Source organism: Achromobacter sp. HZ01 (genome assembly GCF_003267925.1).
GTDB classification, from domain to species: Bacteria; Pseudomonadota; Gammaproteobacteria; order Burkholderiales; family Burkholderiaceae_B; genus Achromobacter; species Achromobacter pulmonis_A.
The window spans coordinates 1026902-1043461 of record NZ_LWKV01000002.1; the positions used below are offsets into that span (position 1 = coordinate 1026902).

General features: G+C 69.5%; 18 protein-coding genes and 1 riboswitch. Of the genes, 10 read left to right on the forward strand and 8 right to left on the reverse strand.

All coding sequences use genetic code 11. The annotated features are described in order from the left end of the window. Window positions 1-82: 82 nt before the first annotated feature. Window positions 83-721 carry a trimeric intracellular cation channel family protein gene (locus A6B37_RS13710; protein WP_102773274.1) on the reverse strand — a complete coding sequence of 213 codons (639 nt, stop codon included), beginning with the start codon at window positions 719-721 and terminating at the stop codon, window positions 83-85. 223 nt (window positions 722-944) lie between these two features. Between A6B37_RS13710 and A6B37_RS13715 the strand changes: the two genes are divergently transcribed. Beyond that, window positions 945-1814 (forward strand): universal stress protein, encoded by an 870-nt coding sequence (locus A6B37_RS13715; protein ID WP_102773273.1) that lies wholly within the window; start codon window positions 945-947, stop codon window positions 1812-1814. A gap of 49 nt (window positions 1815-1863) precedes the next feature. Here A6B37_RS13715 and A6B37_RS13720 read toward each other — a convergent pair whose 3' ends face one another. The 4 genes from A6B37_RS13720 to A6B37_RS13735 all read right to left on the reverse strand — a co-directional run bounded on the left by A6B37_RS13720 (window position 1864) and on the right by A6B37_RS13735 (window position 5934). Next, window positions 1864-3162 carry a muropeptide transporter gene (locus A6B37_RS13720; protein ID WP_247747564.1) on the reverse strand — a complete coding sequence of 433 codons (1299 nt, stop codon included), beginning with the start codon at window positions 3160-3162 and terminating at the stop codon, window positions 1864-1866. A gap of 23 nt (window positions 3163-3185) precedes the next feature. Next, a complete protein-coding gene (metW, locus tag A6B37_RS13725; RefSeq protein ID WP_111826061.1) occupies window positions 3186-3800 on the reverse strand; it encodes a methionine biosynthesis protein MetW in 615 nt (204 codons plus the stop codon). Continuing rightward, window positions 3797-5056 carry a homoserine O-acetyltransferase gene (locus A6B37_RS13730; RefSeq protein ID WP_181390943.1) on the reverse strand — a complete coding sequence of 420 codons (1260 nt, stop codon included), beginning with the start codon at window positions 5054-5056 and terminating at the stop codon, window positions 3797-3799. Before A6B37_RS13730 ends, metW begins: the two co-directional genes overlap by 4 nt. Further along, window positions 5046-5127, reverse strand: a riboswitch (SAM riboswitch). (Overlaps the previous gene by 11 nt.) Window positions 5128-5178: 51 nt before the next feature. After that, window positions 5179-5934: a GntR family transcriptional regulator gene (locus A6B37_RS13735; protein WP_102773271.1), complete on the reverse strand. Its 756-nt coding sequence runs from the start codon at window positions 5932-5934 to the stop codon at window positions 5179-5181. A gap of 169 nt (window positions 5935-6103) precedes the next feature. On the opposite strand from A6B37_RS13735, the gene A6B37_RS13740 reads away from it, so the two are divergent. From A6B37_RS13740 to A6B37_RS13760, 5 genes are read left to right on the forward strand one after another with little or no spacing between them, the layout of a single operon-like run. Next, window positions 6104-6385: a UxaA family hydrolase gene (locus tag A6B37_RS13740; protein WP_102773270.1), complete on the forward strand. Its 282-nt coding sequence runs from the start codon at window positions 6104-6106 to the stop codon at window positions 6383-6385. Window positions 6386-6411: 26 nt separating this feature from the next. Further along, window positions 6412-7587, forward strand: a complete 1176-nt coding sequence (locus A6B37_RS13745; protein WP_111826062.1) for a UxaA family hydrolase — start codon at window positions 6412-6414, stop codon at window positions 7585-7587. A 49-nt stretch (window positions 7588-7636) separates the two neighbouring features. Further along, window positions 7637-8650: a tripartite tricarboxylate transporter substrate binding protein gene (locus A6B37_RS13750; protein WP_111826063.1), complete on the forward strand. Its 1014-nt coding sequence runs from the start codon at window positions 7637-7639 to the stop codon at window positions 8648-8650. Between the two features lie 14 nt (window positions 8651-8664). Further along, window positions 8665-9621 (forward strand): hydroxyacid dehydrogenase, encoded by a 957-nt coding sequence (locus tag A6B37_RS13755; protein ID WP_111826064.1) that lies wholly within the window; start codon window positions 8665-8667, stop codon window positions 9619-9621. A 10-nt stretch (window positions 9622-9631) separates the two neighbouring features. Continuing rightward, complete coding sequence (locus A6B37_RS13760) at window positions 9632-10639, forward strand: Ldh family oxidoreductase (protein WP_111826065.1); 1008 nt, start codon at window positions 9632-9634, stop codon at window positions 10637-10639. A gap of 63 nt (window positions 10640-10702) precedes the next feature. On the opposite strand, the gene A6B37_RS13765 is transcribed toward A6B37_RS13760, so the two are convergent. After that, window positions 10703-11605, reverse strand: coding sequence for an AEC family transporter (locus A6B37_RS13765; RefSeq protein WP_102773265.1), 903 nt, complete (start codon window positions 11603-11605; stop codon window positions 10703-10705). A 130-nt stretch (window positions 11606-11735) separates the two neighbouring features. On the opposite strand from A6B37_RS13765, the gene A6B37_RS13770 reads away from it, so the two are divergent. Then, window positions 11736-11954 (forward strand): helix-turn-helix domain-containing protein, encoded by a 219-nt coding sequence (locus A6B37_RS13770; protein ID WP_111826341.1) that lies wholly within the window; start codon window positions 11736-11738, stop codon window positions 11952-11954. On the opposite strand, the gene A6B37_RS13775 is transcribed toward A6B37_RS13770, so the two are convergent. Beyond that, window positions 11944-12483, reverse strand: a complete 540-nt coding sequence (locus A6B37_RS13775; RefSeq protein WP_111826066.1) for a hypothetical protein — start codon at window positions 12481-12483, stop codon at window positions 11944-11946. The genes A6B37_RS13770 and A6B37_RS13775 overlap by 11 nt on opposite strands. Window positions 12484-12526: 43 nt before the next feature. Between A6B37_RS13775 and A6B37_RS13780 the strand changes: the two genes are divergently transcribed. Genes A6B37_RS13780 through A6B37_RS13790 form a run of 3 tightly spaced genes read left to right on the forward strand, consistent with a single transcriptional unit; the run spans window position 12527 to window position 15591 of the window. Next, on the forward strand, window positions 12527-13435 hold the full coding sequence (locus A6B37_RS13780) for an alpha/beta hydrolase (RefSeq protein ID WP_111826067.1): 909 nt from the start codon (window positions 12527-12529) through the stop codon (window positions 13433-13435). 32 nt (window positions 13436-13467) lie between these two features. Continuing rightward, window positions 13468-15039: a glutamate--cysteine ligase gene (gene gshA, locus A6B37_RS13785; RefSeq protein ID WP_102773262.1), complete on the forward strand. Its 1572-nt coding sequence runs from the start codon at window positions 13468-13470 to the stop codon at window positions 15037-15039. 33 nt (window positions 15040-15072) lie between these two features. Further along, on the forward strand, window positions 15073-15591 hold the full coding sequence (locus tag A6B37_RS13790) for a lipocalin family protein (protein WP_111826068.1): 519 nt from the start codon (window positions 15073-15075) through the stop codon (window positions 15589-15591). A 4-nt stretch (window positions 15592-15595) separates the two neighbouring features. Here the strand turns inward: A6B37_RS13790 and A6B37_RS13795 are convergent, their stop codons facing one another. Beyond that, the gene (locus A6B37_RS13795) at window positions 15596-16540 is read right to left on the reverse strand and encodes a succinylglutamate desuccinylase/aspartoacylase family protein (protein WP_111826069.1); all 945 of its coding nucleotides are present in this window, start codon (window positions 16538-16540) and stop codon (window positions 15596-15598) included. Window positions 16541-16560 lie beyond the last annotated feature (20 nt).

Here is a 16560-nt window from a genome sequence, read left to right on the forward strand (position 1 = left end):
ATGCCTGGTATGCGACGGGGGGGACGATACTAGAAGTTTCTTGAAACACAAATAAGAACTTGGTTGCGTTCGCGGCCGGCGTTCAATCCCAATCGTCGCGATAGACGAACTTCGGCATCTGCCAGTTGAACCGCAGCGCCAGCAGGCGCACCGCCAGGCCGGCGGCCAGCGCGATGGGCACGGCGGCGTTGGCCGACAGGCCCAGCGCCTGCCCGCCCAGGTACAGCCCGCCCGTCACCACCGACACGCTGGCGTAGAGCTCCTTGCGAAACAGCAGCGGCACCTCGTTGCACAGCACGTCGCGCAGCACCCCGCCGGCGCAGCCGGTGATCATGCCGCTGATGAGCACCACCGTGATCGGCAGCTGCATGAGCTGCGCCACCTGGCAGCCGATGACGGTGAACGCCACCAGGCCGAGGGCGTCGGCCAGCAGGAACAGGCTGCGCAGGCGCCGCATGACCGGCGCGATCAATGCCGTGACGATGGCCGCCCCGCCCGTCATCCACAGGTATTCGGGGTGGATCACCCAGGTCAGGGGGTAATGGCCCAGCAGCACGTCGCGCAGCGAGCCGCCGCCCAGCGCGGTCACGCAGGCGATGATGCACACGCCCATCCAGTCCATGTCGCGCCGGCCGGCGGACAGGGCCGCGGTCATGGCTTCGGCCACGATGGCGACGAGATACAGCGTATGCAGCAGGACGGGCGAGAGTTCGGAAAACATGGGGAGGACGAAAGGAGGACAGCCCACATTGTATTGAGCCGCCGCGCGGCGGGCCGCCATTGCCTGGATGTGCGCCATCCCTTACGCTGGAAGATGCGTTGATATCGGTCAAACCCCGCCCCGCCTAGCAACGGGACAATGGGGATGTGCCCGCAAGGGCAGTAACGGCAGGGACGCACGGACGCGGGTACCGTCGGCCCGGCCACACCCGGGAGAGAAGATAATGACACAGCAAATCGGCCCCATCCTGCTGGCAACCGACCTGAGCGCCCGTGGCGACCGCGCCCTGGACCGCGCGTTGCAGCTGGCCAAGGAACTCGGCACCAAGCTCATCGTCCTGCACGTCATGGAGTCGCATGCGACGTCCGCGCGCCTGACCACGCCCGTGTGGCGCCGCCACACGTCGGACCACAAGGCCCTGGCCGAGCGCGAGCTGGCCGAAGACCTGGCGGCCGCCGAAGTGCCGACCGAAGTGGTGGTGACCAACGGCGATCCGCTGGCGCGCATCATGGAAACCGCCGACAGCTACGGCTGTTCGCTGATCGTCACCGGCATCGCGCGCGACGAAACCCTGGGCCGGCTGCTGCTGGGAACCACCGTCGAAAAGCTGGCCCGCCAGGCGCGCCACCCGGTGCTGGTGGTCAAGACCCGCCCGCGCCGCCCCTACCGCGACGTGCTGGTGGCCACCGACTTCTCCGACGGCTCGCGCCAGGCCCTGCGCGCCGCGCTGCAGCTGGTGCCCAACGCCGACCTGACGCTGTTCCATGCCTACGACGTGCCGTTCCAGGGCAAGAACGTGCCTGACGAGGCCGTCACGCGCAACTTCTACAAGGCCGCCGAGCAGAGCGCGCGCGAATTCACCGCCGCCACGCCCGAACTGGCCGGCGTCGCCGCGCCCAAGGTGGTGCTGGAATGCGGCCAGCCGGAGACCGTGCTGTCGGAATACTCGTTCAACCACCGCTCCGATCTGGTGGTCACGGGCACCCACGGCCGCACCGGCATCCTGCGCACCGCGATCGGCAGCGTGGCCGAACGGCTGCTCGAATCGCTGCCCAGCGACGTGCTGATCGTCAGGCTGACGGGCGCGGAATAAGCGGAAAACGGGCACGGCGCGGCAATCCCGCGCCGTGCGCATCGCCCGGTCACGCCCCGTTCTTCTCCATCGTCTCTATCGTCCCGCGCAGCATGTGCAGCAGCACCAGGCCGGGCAAGGCGATCAGCACCGTCAGCAGGAAGAAGCCGGGCCAGCCCAGGCTGTCGACCAGGGGCGGCGTGAGGGGGCCGGCCAGGTAGGTGCGGCCCACCGCCGACAGCGCCGACAGCAGGGCGAACTGGGTCGCCGAAAAGCGCTGGCGGCACAGCGCCATCAGCAGGCCGACGAAGGACGCCGTGCCCAGGCCGCCGCACAGGTTCTCTATGCCCACCGCCGTGGCCATGAGCCAGATGCTTTTGGGGCTGACGGCGATCATCCAGTACGCCAGGTTCGACACCGCCTGCAGCAGCCCGAAGGCCATCAGCGAGCGGTACAGGCCCCAGCGCGACATGAGCGAACCGCCGGCCAGCGCGCCGACGATGGTGGCGGCCAGCCCCAGCACCTTGTTCACGGTGCCCACCTCGGTCGGGCTGAAGCCCGCGCCGCGGATCAGGAAGGTGGTGGACAGCGCGCCGGCGAACGCATCGCCCAGCTTGTACAGCACGATCAGCAGCAGCACCGCCAGCGCCCCGCGGCGCGTGAAGAATTCGCGCAGCGGCTCGCCCACCGCCTCGCGCAGGCTGCGCGGCGCGGTGGCGACGTGTTCGGGCTCGGGCGCCCACAGCGTGGCCAGCGCGCACAGCAGCATCAGCCCGCCCATCAGCATGTAGGTGTAGCCCCAGCCTATCCACTGGTCGGCCAGGATCAGCGCCAGCCCGCCCGACACGATCATGGCCAGCCGGTAGCCCATGACCTTGATGGCCGCGCCCGCGCCGCGCTCTTCCTTGCGCAGCACGTCGGTGCAATAGGCGTCGAAAGCGATGTCCTGGGTGGCCGACAGGAACGCCACCAGCACCGCCAGCAGCGCCAGCGGCTGCAGCGCCGAGGACGGCGACAGCGCGCCCATCGCCATGATGGCGGCGGCCAGCAGCAGCTGGGTCACCAGCATCCAGCCGCGGCGCCGGCCCAGCAGAGGCGGGACGTAGCGGTCCACGAACGGGGCCCACAGGAACTTGAGGGTGTAGGCCGTGCCCACCAGGGTCAGGAAACCGATCTGCTGCAGCGGCACGCCTTCCACCGTGGCCCAGGCCTGCAAGGTGCCGCTGGTCAGGGCCAGCGGCAATCCGCTGGCGAAGCCCAGGACCAGCAAAGGGGCCACGCGGGGACTGGTGTAGACGTTGGATGCAGCGGTAATGACGGTCTCCGGTAACGCGCCGGCCCGGCGCTGGAGGCCGGCGGCTTGCGGCATTTTAGGGCCTGCGGGCCGCAGCGTCAGGGCGAGGCGAAACGGTACACCGCCAGCGTGCTGCGCCAGCCCGGCAGCAACTTGATCTCGCGGCCTTCATTGAAGGTGGCGCGCTCCAGGATGTCCAGGCGCAGTTCGCCGGCCAGCTGCTCGAAGTCGCGCAGCGTGCACAGGTGGATGTTGGGCGTGTTGTACCACTGGTACGGCATCTGGCCGGTGACCGGCATGCGGCCGCGCAGGATGGACCAGCCGTGCGGCCAGTAGCCGAAGTTGGGAAACGACACCACGCCGTAGCGCGCCACCCGCGCCATCTCGCGCAGGATGTGCTGGGTGCGGTGCATGGACTGCAGGGTCTGCGACAGCACCACCGTGTCGAACTGCTTGTCGTCGAACAGGGCCAGGCCGTCTTCCAGGTTCTGCTGGATCACTTCCACGCCGCGCCGCACGCAGGCGATGACGCAGTTGTCGTCCAGCTCCACGCCCGCGCCGCGCACCTGGCGGTGGTCGCGCAGGTGCGCCAGCAGCGCGCCGTCGCCGCAGCCCAGGTCCAGCACGCGGCTGCCGGGCTCGATCCAGCTCGCGATGCGCGCCAGGTCGGGCCGCAGGGCGCCGGGCGCGGGGCGGGGAGTCACGGGGCTCATTCGGAACGTCCTTGGTTCGGGCGCGCGGCGCCCAGGTCCAGCTCGCGCGCGATGCGTTCGTAATAGCCGCGGACCACGGCATGGTAGCGGGCGTCTTCCAGCAGGAAGGCGTCGTGGCCGTGCGGCGCGTCGATCTCGGCGTAGGTCACGGGGCTGCCGTTCTTCAGCAGCGCGCGCACGATTTCGCGCGAGCGCTCCGGCGGAAAGCGCCAGTCGGTGGAGAACGACACCAGCAGGAAATCGGCCTGCGCCGGCGCCAGCGCGCGCGCCAGGTCGCCGCCGGCGTTGCGGGCCGGATCGAAATAATCCAGCGCGCGGGTGATCAGCAGATAGGTGTTGGCGTCGAAGTAGCGGGTGAATTTCTCGCCCTGGTAGCGCAGGTACGACTCCACCTCGAACTCGACGTCGTAGCCGTAGCGGTAGGCGCCGTTCTCGGCCGGGGCGCGCTGGGCGCGGCCGAACTTCTCGGCCATGTCGTCGTCGGACAGATAGGTGATGTGGCCGATCATGCGCGCCACCGACAGGCCGCGGCGCGGCACCGTCTGCTGCGCGTAATAGTCGCCGCCGTGGAAGTCGGGATCGGTGATGATGGCGCGGCGCGCCACTTCGTTGAAGCCGATGTTCTGCGCCGACAGCCGCGGCGTGCTGGCGATGACCACGCAGTTGGCGACCCGCTCGGGTAGCGTGATGGCCCAGCTCAGCGCCTGCATGCCGCCCAGCGATCCGCCCATCACGGCGGCGAAGCGTTCGATGCCAAAGTGGTCCGCCACCCGCGCCTGCGCCCGCACCCAGTCTTCCACGGTCAGCATGGGAAAGGCCGCGCCCCAGGGCTTGCCGGTCTCCGGGTTGATGCTGGCCGGGCCGGTCGAGCCGAAGCACGAGCCCAGGTTGTTGACGCCGATCACGAAAAACACGTCGGTGTCCACCGGCTTGCCCGGTCCGACCATGTTGTCCCACCAGCCCACGTCGGAGGGATTGTCGGCCGCCTGGCCGGCCACGTGATGCGAGGCGTTCAGCGCATGGCAGATGAGCACGGCGTTGCTGCGCTGCGCGTTGAGCGTGCCGTAGGTCTCCACCGCCAGCTCGTAGGCGGCCAGCGACTGGCCGCTGGACAGCGGCAGCGGCTCATCGAAGCGTATGAAAGTGGGAGCGACGAGACCGACGGAGCCGGGATCAGCGGCGGCGGCGGTCGTGATGGCGGCGGGGACGAACCCGCTGGCCGAATCACCGGCCAAATTCTGGGCAGGAGTGGTCATACGGACCTCTTTAGCTGGATTTATTGGAAGGCGCCCGCAAGCGGATCAGGCAAATCGGCGCCGAAAATTGAATACTGCGGCAGGAATTCTAGCACTGCTGGCGCGCGCGGCAGCAACAGGCCTCAGACCCCTTCCCCCCAGGGCTCCTGTCCCAGGTACTCGTAGCGTTCGGTATTGACGCGCGAGATCCGCCACTCGACGGGCTGGCGCTTGTACGAAAACGCGACGCGGCGGATCTCCAGCAAGGGGCTGCCCTCGGCCACGCCCAGCGCCCGCGCCTGCGCGCGTTCGGCCAGGCAGGTGCGCAGGCGCTCGTCGGTGGCGATCACGTTCACGCCGAACACGTCCTGGTACAGCGCGTACAGGGTGCTTGAGCGCTCGCGCAGGTGCGCTTCGGTCATGCCGGGAAAGCAGGACTCCGGCAGGCACAGCTCGTCCATCATCACGACTTCGCCGTTGAGCGACAGCAGGTTGGTGAACTCGAACACCATCGCGCCCGCCGGCAGGTTCAGCTTCTCGCGCGCGATGGCCGAGGCCCGCTGGCGGCGGAAACGCAGCAGCTCGGTGCTGGGATAGGACTTGTTCCCGTCCTGGCGCACGATGCGGAAGAACTTGAAGAAATGATGGTTGCGGGTATGCACGGCCACATAGGTGCCGCGGCCCTGGTGGCGCACCAGGATGTTCTCGGCGGCCAGGTCGTCGATGGCTTTGCGCAAGGTGCCGATGGACACGCCGAAGCGCTCGGCCAGCTGCTTCTCGGGCGGGATGGCCTCGCCCTGCTTCCACTCGCCCTGGGCCAGCGCGGCCAGCACGGCCTGCTTGACCTGCGCATACAGGGGACTGCCGAGGGGCACGGTCGATGACAGGCTGATATTCATGGGTGCATCGCAATAACCGGGAGGCCACAGTGTAGCGGCGCGGACGAAGCCGGCTCAAGTCATACAATTCATATATATGATTTAGTTGACTTAGAGAAATTGCGGCCATAAGATCTCCTGACCGTAGCGCCTGCCGCGTCCGGCCGGCGTCCCAGCCAGGAGGAAGACAATGATTCACGCCGTATTGCACGATGCGAAGGACACGGTGGCGGTCGCCGTGGTGGAAGGCGTTACCGCCGGAACGGAACTGAACGCCTGGATCATGGATGAGGACAAGATCATCCACGTACGCGCCTCGCAGGACATACCCATCGGCCACAAGGTGGCGATGAAGGACATGGCCGTCGGCGACACCGTCTACAAGTACGGCGTCGACATCGGCCGGGTGGTGCAGCCCATACAGGCCGGGCAGCACGCCCACGTGCACAACATCAAGACCAAGCGCTGGTAAGCCCCCCACTCGAAAAGGAATCCGCCATGTCCGTCATCTCCGCTTCGACCACCTTCCAGGGCTACCGCCGCGACAACGGCCGCGTCGGCGTGCGCAACCACGTCATCGTGCTGCCCGTGGACGACATCTCCAACGCCGCGGCCGAGGCCGTGGCCAACAACATCAAGGGCACGCTGGCCCTGCCCCACCCCTACGGCCGCCTGCAGTTCGGCGAGGACCTGGAACTGCACTTCCGCACCCTGATCGGCACCGGCTGCAATCCCAACGTCGCCGCCGTGGTGGTGATAGGCATCGAAGAAGGCTGGACCAAGCGCGTGGTCGACGGCATCGCCGCCACCGGCAAGCCGGTCATGGGCTTCAGCATCGAACTGCACGGCGACCACGACACCATCATGCGCGCCTCGCGCTGCGCCAAGGAGTTCGTGCACTACGCCACCGCGCTGGCGCGCAGCGAATGCCCCATCGCCGACCTGTGGGTCTCGACCAAGTGCGGCGAGTCCGACACCACCTCGGGCTGCGGCGCCAATCCCACCGTCGGCAACGCCTTCGACAAGCTCTACGCGCTGGGGTCCACGCTGGTGTTCGGCGAAACCTCGGAACTGACCGGCGGCGAGCACATCGTGGCCGAGCGCTGCGCCAACGACGCGGTGCGCGAACGCTTCATGTTCATGTTCAACCGCTACCAGGACATGATCGACCGCTGGAAGACCAGCGACCTGTCCGAGTCCCAGCCCACCAAGGGCAACATCGCCGGCGGCCTCACCACCATCGAGGAAAAGGCGCTGGGCAACATCCAGAAGATCGGCAAGCAGTGCCGCGTCGACGGCGTGCTGGACAAGGCCGAAATCCCCGACGGCCCCGGCCTCTGGTTCATGGACTCGTCCTCGGCCGCGGCCGAGATGGTGACCCTGTGCGCGGCCTCGGGCTACGCCGTGCACTTCTTCCCCACCGGCCAGGGCAACGTGATCGGCAATCCCATCCTGCCGGTCATCAAGATCTGCGCCAACCCGCGCACGGTGCGCACCATGTCGGAACACATCGACGTGGACACCAGCGGCCTGCTGCAACGCGAGATCGACCTGAGCCAGGCCGGCGACAGGCTGCTCGAATGCATGCTGGCCACCGCCAACGGCCGCTGGACCGCCGCCGAGGCGCTGGGCCATCGCGAATTCGTCCTGACCCGCATCTTCGAAAGCGCCTGAGCGCGCGCCCTTGCATTCCTACCGGGGCATCCCCCAAGGAGGAAGACAGATGAGCAGCGAACACGATCTCAACCCGGACGCCGCGCTGCGCCGGCGCCTGCTCGGCGCGCTCGGCGCCGCCGGCCTGGGCGCCCTGGCGCCGTGGCAGGGCGCGCTGGCGCAAGCCGGCAAGTGGCCCGAACGGCCCATCAACTACGTGGTGCCCTTCCCGCCCGGCGGGCTGACCGACGTGGCCGCGCGCCAGGTCGGCAAGGCGCTGGGCGACGCCGAGCACTGGAACGTGGTGGTGGAAAACCGCCCCGGCGGCAACGCCAACATCGGCGCGACGCACGTGGCCAACGCCGCGCCCGACGGCTATACCTGGCTGGCCATCACGCTGTCGCACGCGGCCAACGCCACGCTCTTCGCCGGCAAGGCCGGCTACGACCTGACGCGCGACCTGACGCCGCTGGCGGGGCTGGCTTCCTCGCCCATCATGGTGGTGGTCAACGCCAAGAGCGACATCAAGAACATGGCCGACCTGGCCCGCGCGGCGCGCGCCAAGTCGCTGTCGGCCGGCTCCAGCGGCAACGGCACGCCGCCGCACCTGACGCTGGCGCTCTACCAGAAGCTCACCGGCCTGCCGCTGATGCACATTCCCTACAAAGGCGGCGCGCCCTCGCTCACCGACCTGATCGGCGGCCACCTGGACGTGGTGTTCTCCAACTATCCCGAATCGCTGCCGCACGTGAAGAACGGCGCGCTGCGGGCGCTGGCCATCACCACGCGCGAGCGCAGCCCCGACCTGCCGGACGTGCCCACCGTGCAGCAGGCCGGGCTGCCCGACCTGATCGTGGAGAACTTCACCGGGGTGCTCGCGCCCGCGGGCACGCCGGCGGCGCGGGTCCAGCGCATCGGCGACGCCATCGTGCGCCAGGTGTCGCAACCCGCCATGCAGCAGGCGCTGCGGCAGCTGGGCTTCGTGCCCCAGCCGCGCGGCCCGGCGGAGTTCGGCGCCTATCTCAAGTCCGAGGTGGCGCGCTGGGCCAAGATCATCCACGAGGCCAATATCCAGGTCGCCTGAGCCAGGGACTCCCCATGCACATTCTCATCTCCGAGTTCATGGACGCGCCCGCGGTCGAGGCGCTGCGCCGGCGCTTCGACGTGCGCTATGAGCCCGACCTGGTCGAACGCCGCGAGGCCCTGCTGCAGGCCGCGGCGGCGGCCGACGGCCTGATCGTGCGCAACCGCAGCCGCGTCGACGCCGGACTGCTGGCCGCCGCCCCCCGGCTGCGGGCCGTGGGGCGGCTCGGCGTGGGACTGGACAACATCGACCTGGACGGCTGCGCCGCGCGCGGCATCGCGGTGGTGCCGGCCACCGGCGCCAACGCGCGCGCCGTGGCCGAATACGTGATCGGCGCCGTGCTGGCGCTGCTGCGCGGCGCCTACTTCTCCACGCCGGCGGTCGCGGCCGGACAGTGGCCCCGCAACGCGCTCTCGCAAGGCCTGGAAGTCCACGGCCGCACGCTGGGCGTGGTGGGCTTCGGCGGCATCGGCCGGCTGGCCGCGCGCCTGGCGCGCGGGCTGGACATGCAGGTCATCGGCTGCGACGCGGCGCTGCCGCCGGACCATCCCGCCTGGGAAGAAGCGGACGTCGCCGCCGTGCCGCTGGACGCGCTGCTGGCGCGGGCCGACGCCGTCACGCTGCACCTGCCGCTCACCGCCGGCACGCGCCGGCTGCTGGACGCCGGACGCATCGCCCGCATGCGCCCGGGCGCCGTGCTGGTCAATACCTCGCGCGGCGGCATCGTGGACGAAGCCGCCCTGGCCGAGGCGCTGCGGGCCGGCCGCCTGCGCGGCGCGGCGCTCGACGTGTACGCCGAAGAGCCGCTGCCCGCCGGCAGCGCGCTGGCCGGCGTTCCCAACCTCATCCTCACGCCGCATATCGCCGGCCTGACGCAGGAGGCCAACACCCGCGTTTCCGACATGGTGGCCGCCGGTGTGACAATAGCCCTTACCGGCGGCGCCGCGCAGCACGCCCGCGCCGCCTCCTGACGGAAAGGATATGGCTCACATCTATCTGGACGAACTCCAACTGCTCGCCGCGGCCGCCCTGGCGGCCGCCGGCGCCAACCCGGCGATGGCCGACAGCACCGCGCGCGCGCTGGTCTACGCCGAAAGCCAGGGGCTGGGCTCGCACGGCCTGTCGCGCGTGCCGTTCTACGCCGGCCACCTGCGCGCCGGCCGCGCCATCGGCTCGGCCGTGCCGCGCCTCGTGCACGAACGCGGCGGCGCGGCGCTGGTCGACGCCGGCTCGGGCCTGGCGTTCCCAGCCTGCGCGCTGGCGGTCGAGCAGGCCGCCGCGCGCGCCCGCGAGCACGGCGTGGCCTTCGTGGGCGTGACCAACAGCCATCACTTCGGCGCGGCCGCCTATCACCTCGAAGCCCTGGCCGACGCCGGCCTGGTGGCGCTGGCGCTGAGCAATTCGCCGGCCGCCATGCCCGCCTGGGGCGGCAAGCGCCCGCTGTTCGGCACCAACCCCATCGCCGCGGTGTTCCCGCGGCGCGGCGGCGCCCGCCTGCTGATCGACCTGTCGCTGTCGCAGGTGGCGCGCGGCAAGCTCATGATCGCCGCGCGCGACAACCAGCCCATCCCGCTGGGCTGGGCGCTGGACGCCCAGGGGCAGCCCACCACCGATCCCAGGGCCGGCCTGGCCGGCAGTATGCTGCCGGCCGGCGGCGTCAAGGGCGCGATGCTGGCGCTCATCGTCGAACTGCTGGCCTGCGCGCTGACCGGCGCCCATTTCGGTTTCGAGACGGAATCGTTCTTCGTCGACGACGGCGGCCCGGCCCGCCTGGGCCAGGCCTTCCTGGCCATCGACCCGGGCGCGCTGGCCGGCAACGAGGCCTATCTGGAACGCGTCGAAACCCTGGTCGACGCCATGCTGGAAGACGAAGGCGTGCGCCTGCCCGGCGACCGTCGCCACAAACTGCGCGACGCGGCGCTCAAGCACGGCGTGGACGTGCCCGACGCGTTGATGGCGCAGCTGCGGGAAATGGCCGGGGCGGTTTGATGTGTGTGAGGGAAATGGACCAATGGCGTATGGGGAATGGATAGATACGCCCCTGTACCCAAATCAATACGCCCCGCCCCGCGACAGCCACAGCATCACCGGCGCCAGCGCCAGGAACGCCACGGTGGAGACCAGCACGGCGCCGGCGGCGGTGTCGCCCAGCGGCGTGTAGCGCTTGACGTACATGTAGCTGACGACGGCGCAGGGCATGGCCATCTGCAGGCTCAGCGCGCCGGCCAGGAGCGGCTCCAGGTCCAGCGCCCACACCACCGCCAGGCCCGCGCCCAGGCCCACGGCCAGGCGGATGACGGCGACCTTGGCGCCGTCGCGCAGGCCGCCTGAAGGAATCAGCGCCAGCGCGTGGCCCAGGCTCAGCAGCATCAGCGGCACGGTCACCGCGCCCAGCATGCGCGAGGTCTCGACGATCCAGGCGGGCACCGGCACGTCCAGCAGGCGCATCGCCACCGCCACCACGGAGGCCAGCAGGATGGGGCTTTTCCAGCTGCCCTTGGTGTTCACGCCCGGCAGCAGCCGCACGGCGACGGTGTGCATGACGAAGGAATTGACCGCGAAAAACGCCACCGCCACCGACAGGCCGGCGTCGCCGAACGCCATCTGCGAAATCGGCAGGCCCAGGTTGCCGGCGTTGGGCAGGAAGGCGGTCGGCAGCAGGGTGCGCACCGGCAGCTTCCACAGCTTCAGCAACAGCGCGCTGACCAGCGCGCACAGCAGCAGCGCCAGCAGCGTCGCCACGGCGACGTCGGCCAGCGCGCGGTCGTCCAGATGGGTGGTGACGAAGGTGTGGAACACCAGCGCGGGCGTGGTCACCGAGGTGACCAGCGTGGTGATGAAGGCGCCGCCGAACGGCAGCTCGCGCCGCGCCCAGTACACCCCGATGCCGACGCAGGAAAGCAGGGGCAGCATCAGCACGATGGCCGAAAAATAGAACTGCACGATGGCAGGCATACGACTATTCCGTCAAAGATAAAGAAATCGATGCGCCAAGGCATCGTTGCTTGCCCGGCGCCCGCGCGCGGCGCAGCATGAGGCGACCCGTCAACCGAAACGCCCCTCGCCTGCCGCCGCCATGTCCGCCATGCCCCGCAACGCTTCCCTGTCGGCGCGCCAGGTCGCCTGCCTGCGATGGGCCGCGCTGGGCAAGACCAGCTGGGAGACCGCCCGCATCCTGGGCGTGAGCGAAAGCACGGTGAATTTCCATTTGCGCAACGCCTGCGCCAAGCTCGGCGTGCGCGGCCGGCGCAGCGCGGCGGTCGAGGCCCTGCGCCGCGGCCTGCTCGGCGACATCACGGCTTGACCACGACCGAGCGCAGGAATTCGCGCGCGCGTTCGGCCGGCAGGCTTTCCTGCGTGCCCGCGGCCACCGCCTCGATCAGCATGGTATCGGTCACCCAGACCCGGGCCTGCAGCCAGCCCGGCTTGCCCATGGCCTTGCCGTGGATTTCGATCACGTCGCCGTAGGGCGGCCATTCCAGCGGCGGCACGGCCTGCATGTTGACGTAGAGCGAACGCATCAGCGCCAGCCCCAGCGCGCGCCGCGCCGCCGGGTCCGCGGCGATGTCCGGCGGCAGCGGGGCCGAGCCCACGGCGAAGACCGCCTCGCCCACGTTGGCGCTGGCCAGCGTGAATTTCAGGGTATGGGTGTCGAGCTTGAGGTCGCGCGTGTCCGACGTGACGCGGTCCGGGAACGCCGCCCGCACGTGGCCGTCGGCCACGTCGACTTCGCGCCAGTTGTAGCTGGGCGAGCACGCCGCCACGAGCAGGGCCAGCGCCAGCGCCATGCCGGCTTTCTTGAACATGAAACGAAACAGCGATGAAATCGTCATTACCGAGACCCCGACGGTCTATTCATTTCGAGGAAGCCGGAAATTGTCGCCGATTTCGCTGACCCCCGCGCCCGATGGCACGCCGCTGGCCAACTATGTCTGGCCGGCCGCCCCCAACCTGCCCCCGCCCATCGCCGGGCCGGGCACCCCCAGTATCTACCTGTTGCACGGGCTGAGCGAGCATGCCGGGCGCTATGACCGGCTGGCGCGCTGGCTGGCGGCCCGCGGCTGGGAGGTGGGCGCGCACGACCATCGCGGCCACGGCCATTCGGGCGGGCCGCCGGCCACCCTCAGGCGCCAGGACGACCTGGTGGCCGACGCCGTGGACCGGCTCCAGGCCTGGACCCTGGCCCAGGGGCGCGCGCCCATCGTGCTGGGCCACAGCCTGGGCGCCCTGGTCGCGGTGCGCATCGCGCTGCACGGCCTGGCCGATATCGACGCGCTGGTGCTCAGTTCGCCGCCCTTCGTGGTCAACGTGCCGCTGTGGGTACGGCGCACGCTGACCTGGATGTCGCTGCACGCGCCCGACCTGCGCGTGCCCCACGGGCTGGCCCCGGCCCGGATTTCGCACGACCGGGCCGTGGTGCGCGCCTATCGGTCCGATCCTCTGGTGCGCCGCCGCATGACGGGCCGGCTGGCGCGTTTCGTCGACGAAGGCGGCCGCGAATCGTTGCGCGAGGCCCCGCTGTTGCCCTGCCGCACCCTGCTGATGGTGGCCGGGGACGACTCCATCGTCGCCGCCGAGGGCAGCCGCCAGTTCGCCCAGCGCGCGCCGGCCGAACTGCTCACGCTGCGCTGGTACGACAGCGCCTGGCACGAGATTTTCAACGAAACCGCGCCCATCGCCGACCCGGTCTATGCCGACCTGGACGAGTGGCTGGCGCGCACGGCGCAGGCATTGTCCCTGTCCCCAGTATTGACACCCTCGGCACAGGAGGCTGGCACCCCGTAAAATCCGACGTCAGACCCAAACGAGAAAAACCCGTGACCGATACTGCCGCCAACCGCCTCTCCCGCCTGGAGGCCAACCGCTCGCTGCTGACCCAGACCCTGCGGGGCATCGAGAAAGAAGGCCTGCGCGTGGACGAGCAAGGCCTGCTGGCCCGCACGCCGCACCCCGCCGGCCTGGGCTCGGCCCTGACCAACGAACACGTCACCACCGACTATTCCGAATCGCTGCTCGAACTCATCACGGGCACGCATACGGACGTGGACGCGTTGCTGGCGGAACTGGACTATACCCATCGCCACGTCTACAGCGTGCTGGACCATGAACTGATCTGGAACCAGTCCATGCCCGCCACGCTGCCACCCGAAGCCGACATTCCCATCGCCTGGTACGGCACCTCGAACACCGGCATGCTCAAGCACGTCTACCGCCGCGGCCTGGCCGTGCGCTACGGCAAGACCATGCAGTGCATCGCGGGCGTGCACTACAACTATTCGCTGGCCGATGACCTCTGGTCGGTGCTGGACACGCAGCCCGGCACCGCCCAGGACCGCCGCTCGCGCGGCTACATCGGCCTGATCCGCAATTTCACGCGCTATTCCTGGCTGCTGATGTACCTGTTCGGCGCGGCGCCCGCGCTGGCCAGCGACTTCCTGCGCGGCCGCGAACATCCGCTGCACAAGCTGGACGCGGACACGCTGTACCTGCCCTACGCCACCAGCCTGCGCATGAGCGACCTGGGCTACCAGAACAAGGCGCAGTCGCAGCTCAAGCTCTGCTACAACGACCTGGACACGTTCCTGGGCCGCCTGTACGACGCGGTGACCAAGCCCTGGCCCGATTACCAGAAGATCGGCACCCACCGCGACGGCGAATGGATCCAGCTCAACACCAACGTGCTGCAGATCGAAAACGAGTACTACTCCAGCATCCGGCCCAAGCGCGCCACCGGCCGCTGCGAGCGTCCGATCACGGCGCTGGCCGAGCGCGGCGTGCAGTACGTGGAGGTGCGCTGCCTGGACATCGATCCCGAGTCGCCGGTCGGCATCGAAGCCGCCACCGGCCGCTTCGTCGATGCGTTCCTGCTGTTCTGCGCCGCCTCCGACAGCCCCTACTTCCCGGCCAACGGCTACTGCCAGCGCAGCGCCGACAATTTCTCCACCGTGGTCAAGGAAGGCCGCAAGCCCGGCCTGACGCTGGACCGCGACGGCCAGGCCATCGGCCTGGCCCAGTGGGGCCACCAGCTGCTGGACCAGATCGCGCCCTACGCCGCGCTGTACGATTCCGCCCTGGGCGGCAGCGCCTACGCCGAAGCGCTCGACGCGCAGCGCGCCAAGCTGGACCAGCCCGACGCCACGCCCTCGGCCCGCCTGCTGGCGTCCCTGCGGGCAAGCGGGCTGTCGTTCCACGACTACTCGCTGGAACTCAGCCGCAAGCATGCCGACGCGCTGCGCGCGCAGGCCCTGCCCGCGGACCTGGCGCGCGCCTATGAGCAGGCCGCCGCGCAATCCGTTACGGAACAGTTGCGGCTGGAGCAATCGGACACAGAAGATTTCGATACCTATGTGGCCCGTTACCACGAGGCGCTGAAGGCGCCGCGCAAATAAGGCGTATCGTTAGGATTTTCAGGAGGTTCCCTCATGCGCCGCACCGCAGCATTCCTGTTGGCCCTGGCCACCAGCGTGGCGGGGATCGTCCATGCCGCGCCGCCCATGCAGACCGTCGAATCGGTAGACCTGAAACGCTACGCCGGCATGTGGTACGAGATCGCCAATTTCCCCATGTTCTACCAGCGCAATTGCGTGGGGGATACGACGGCCGAGTACACCTTGCACGCCGACGGCACCATGGGCGTGAACAACCGCTGCCGCACCAAGGACGGCGACATCGACTCCGCCTCGGGCACCGCCACGGTGGTCGACGGCAGCGGCAACGCCAAGTTCGAAGTCTCGTTCTTCAAGCCGTTCAAGGGCGATTACTGGGTGATCGGGCTGGACCCGGACTACCGCTGGGCCGTGATCGGCACGCCCGACCGCAAGTACCTGTGGATCCTGTCGCGCTCGCCCCAGCTGCCCCAGGAAGAGCTGGACAAGGCGCTGGCGGCGGCCAAGAGCCAGGGCTACCAGCTCGACGAACTGCGCTACACGCCCCAGCGCTGAAGGTTCAGCCGGCGTAGTCGCGCGCCAGCCGCAGCACCGTCACGCCCGGCTTGAGCTGGCGCAGCGAGGGCATGACCAGCGTGCAGCGGTCGTAAGGGGTGACGATGGGCTGGCCGTCGGCCCAGCCCAGCACCGAACCGGCCGCCTCCAGCGTCTCCAGGCCGCTCCACGGCTGCGAAAAGCGCAGGTCCATGGACGGCGCGACCACCGCGTCGGTCACTTCCAGCACGCGTTGCGCCGCCGCAGCCGGCAGCAGCCAGCCCGCCGGCACGTCGGCCGCGTCGGCCACGCCCGATTCGAGCAGCATGCGCGCCACCATGTCGCGCGCCACCTCGCGCGAGGCCGGATCGCCGTGAAATCCGCATTCGATCAGCAAGGCGCAGGCGTCCTCGCGCGCGGGGTCGCCGAACTGCGCGAAATCGCGCATCCGCACGCCGTCCTTGTGGCCGGCGTCCACGATCACGTGGCGCGGGGCCTGCAGGCGCTTCGCCAGCGCGATATTGCGCGGCAGCACGCCGGTCAGCAGCAGCGGCTCGCCCGGCTCATGCATCGAGTGCAGGTCCAGCAGCCAGTCGGCGCGCTCGACCCAGGGCCGCAGCGCCGCGGCGCGCCGGCGGTCGGCGGTGGACGGATCGTCCAGGCGCTGCGCGCTCCAGACCCGGTTCATGTCCTCCTGCACGAAGCGCGAGGCGTCGTGGCTGGCCGGATCGAAACGGTCGAACGCGTCCAGGTTGCAGAAGGCCAGCGTCAGGCTGCCGCGGCGCGGCCGAAAGCCCGCGGCCAGCAGGTCCTTCAGCGCCCAGGCGCCGCACAGTTCGTTGCCGTGCACCAGGGCCGACACCATCAGCGACCTGCCGGGCACGCCCGAGTCGAAATGCCAGACGCCCGGGGTGTCGGTGTTGCCGGCGCGCTCGGCGCCCAGATCGGGAACGGATAACTTGAATTCCATGAGATGTCCTGCGGTGCTGC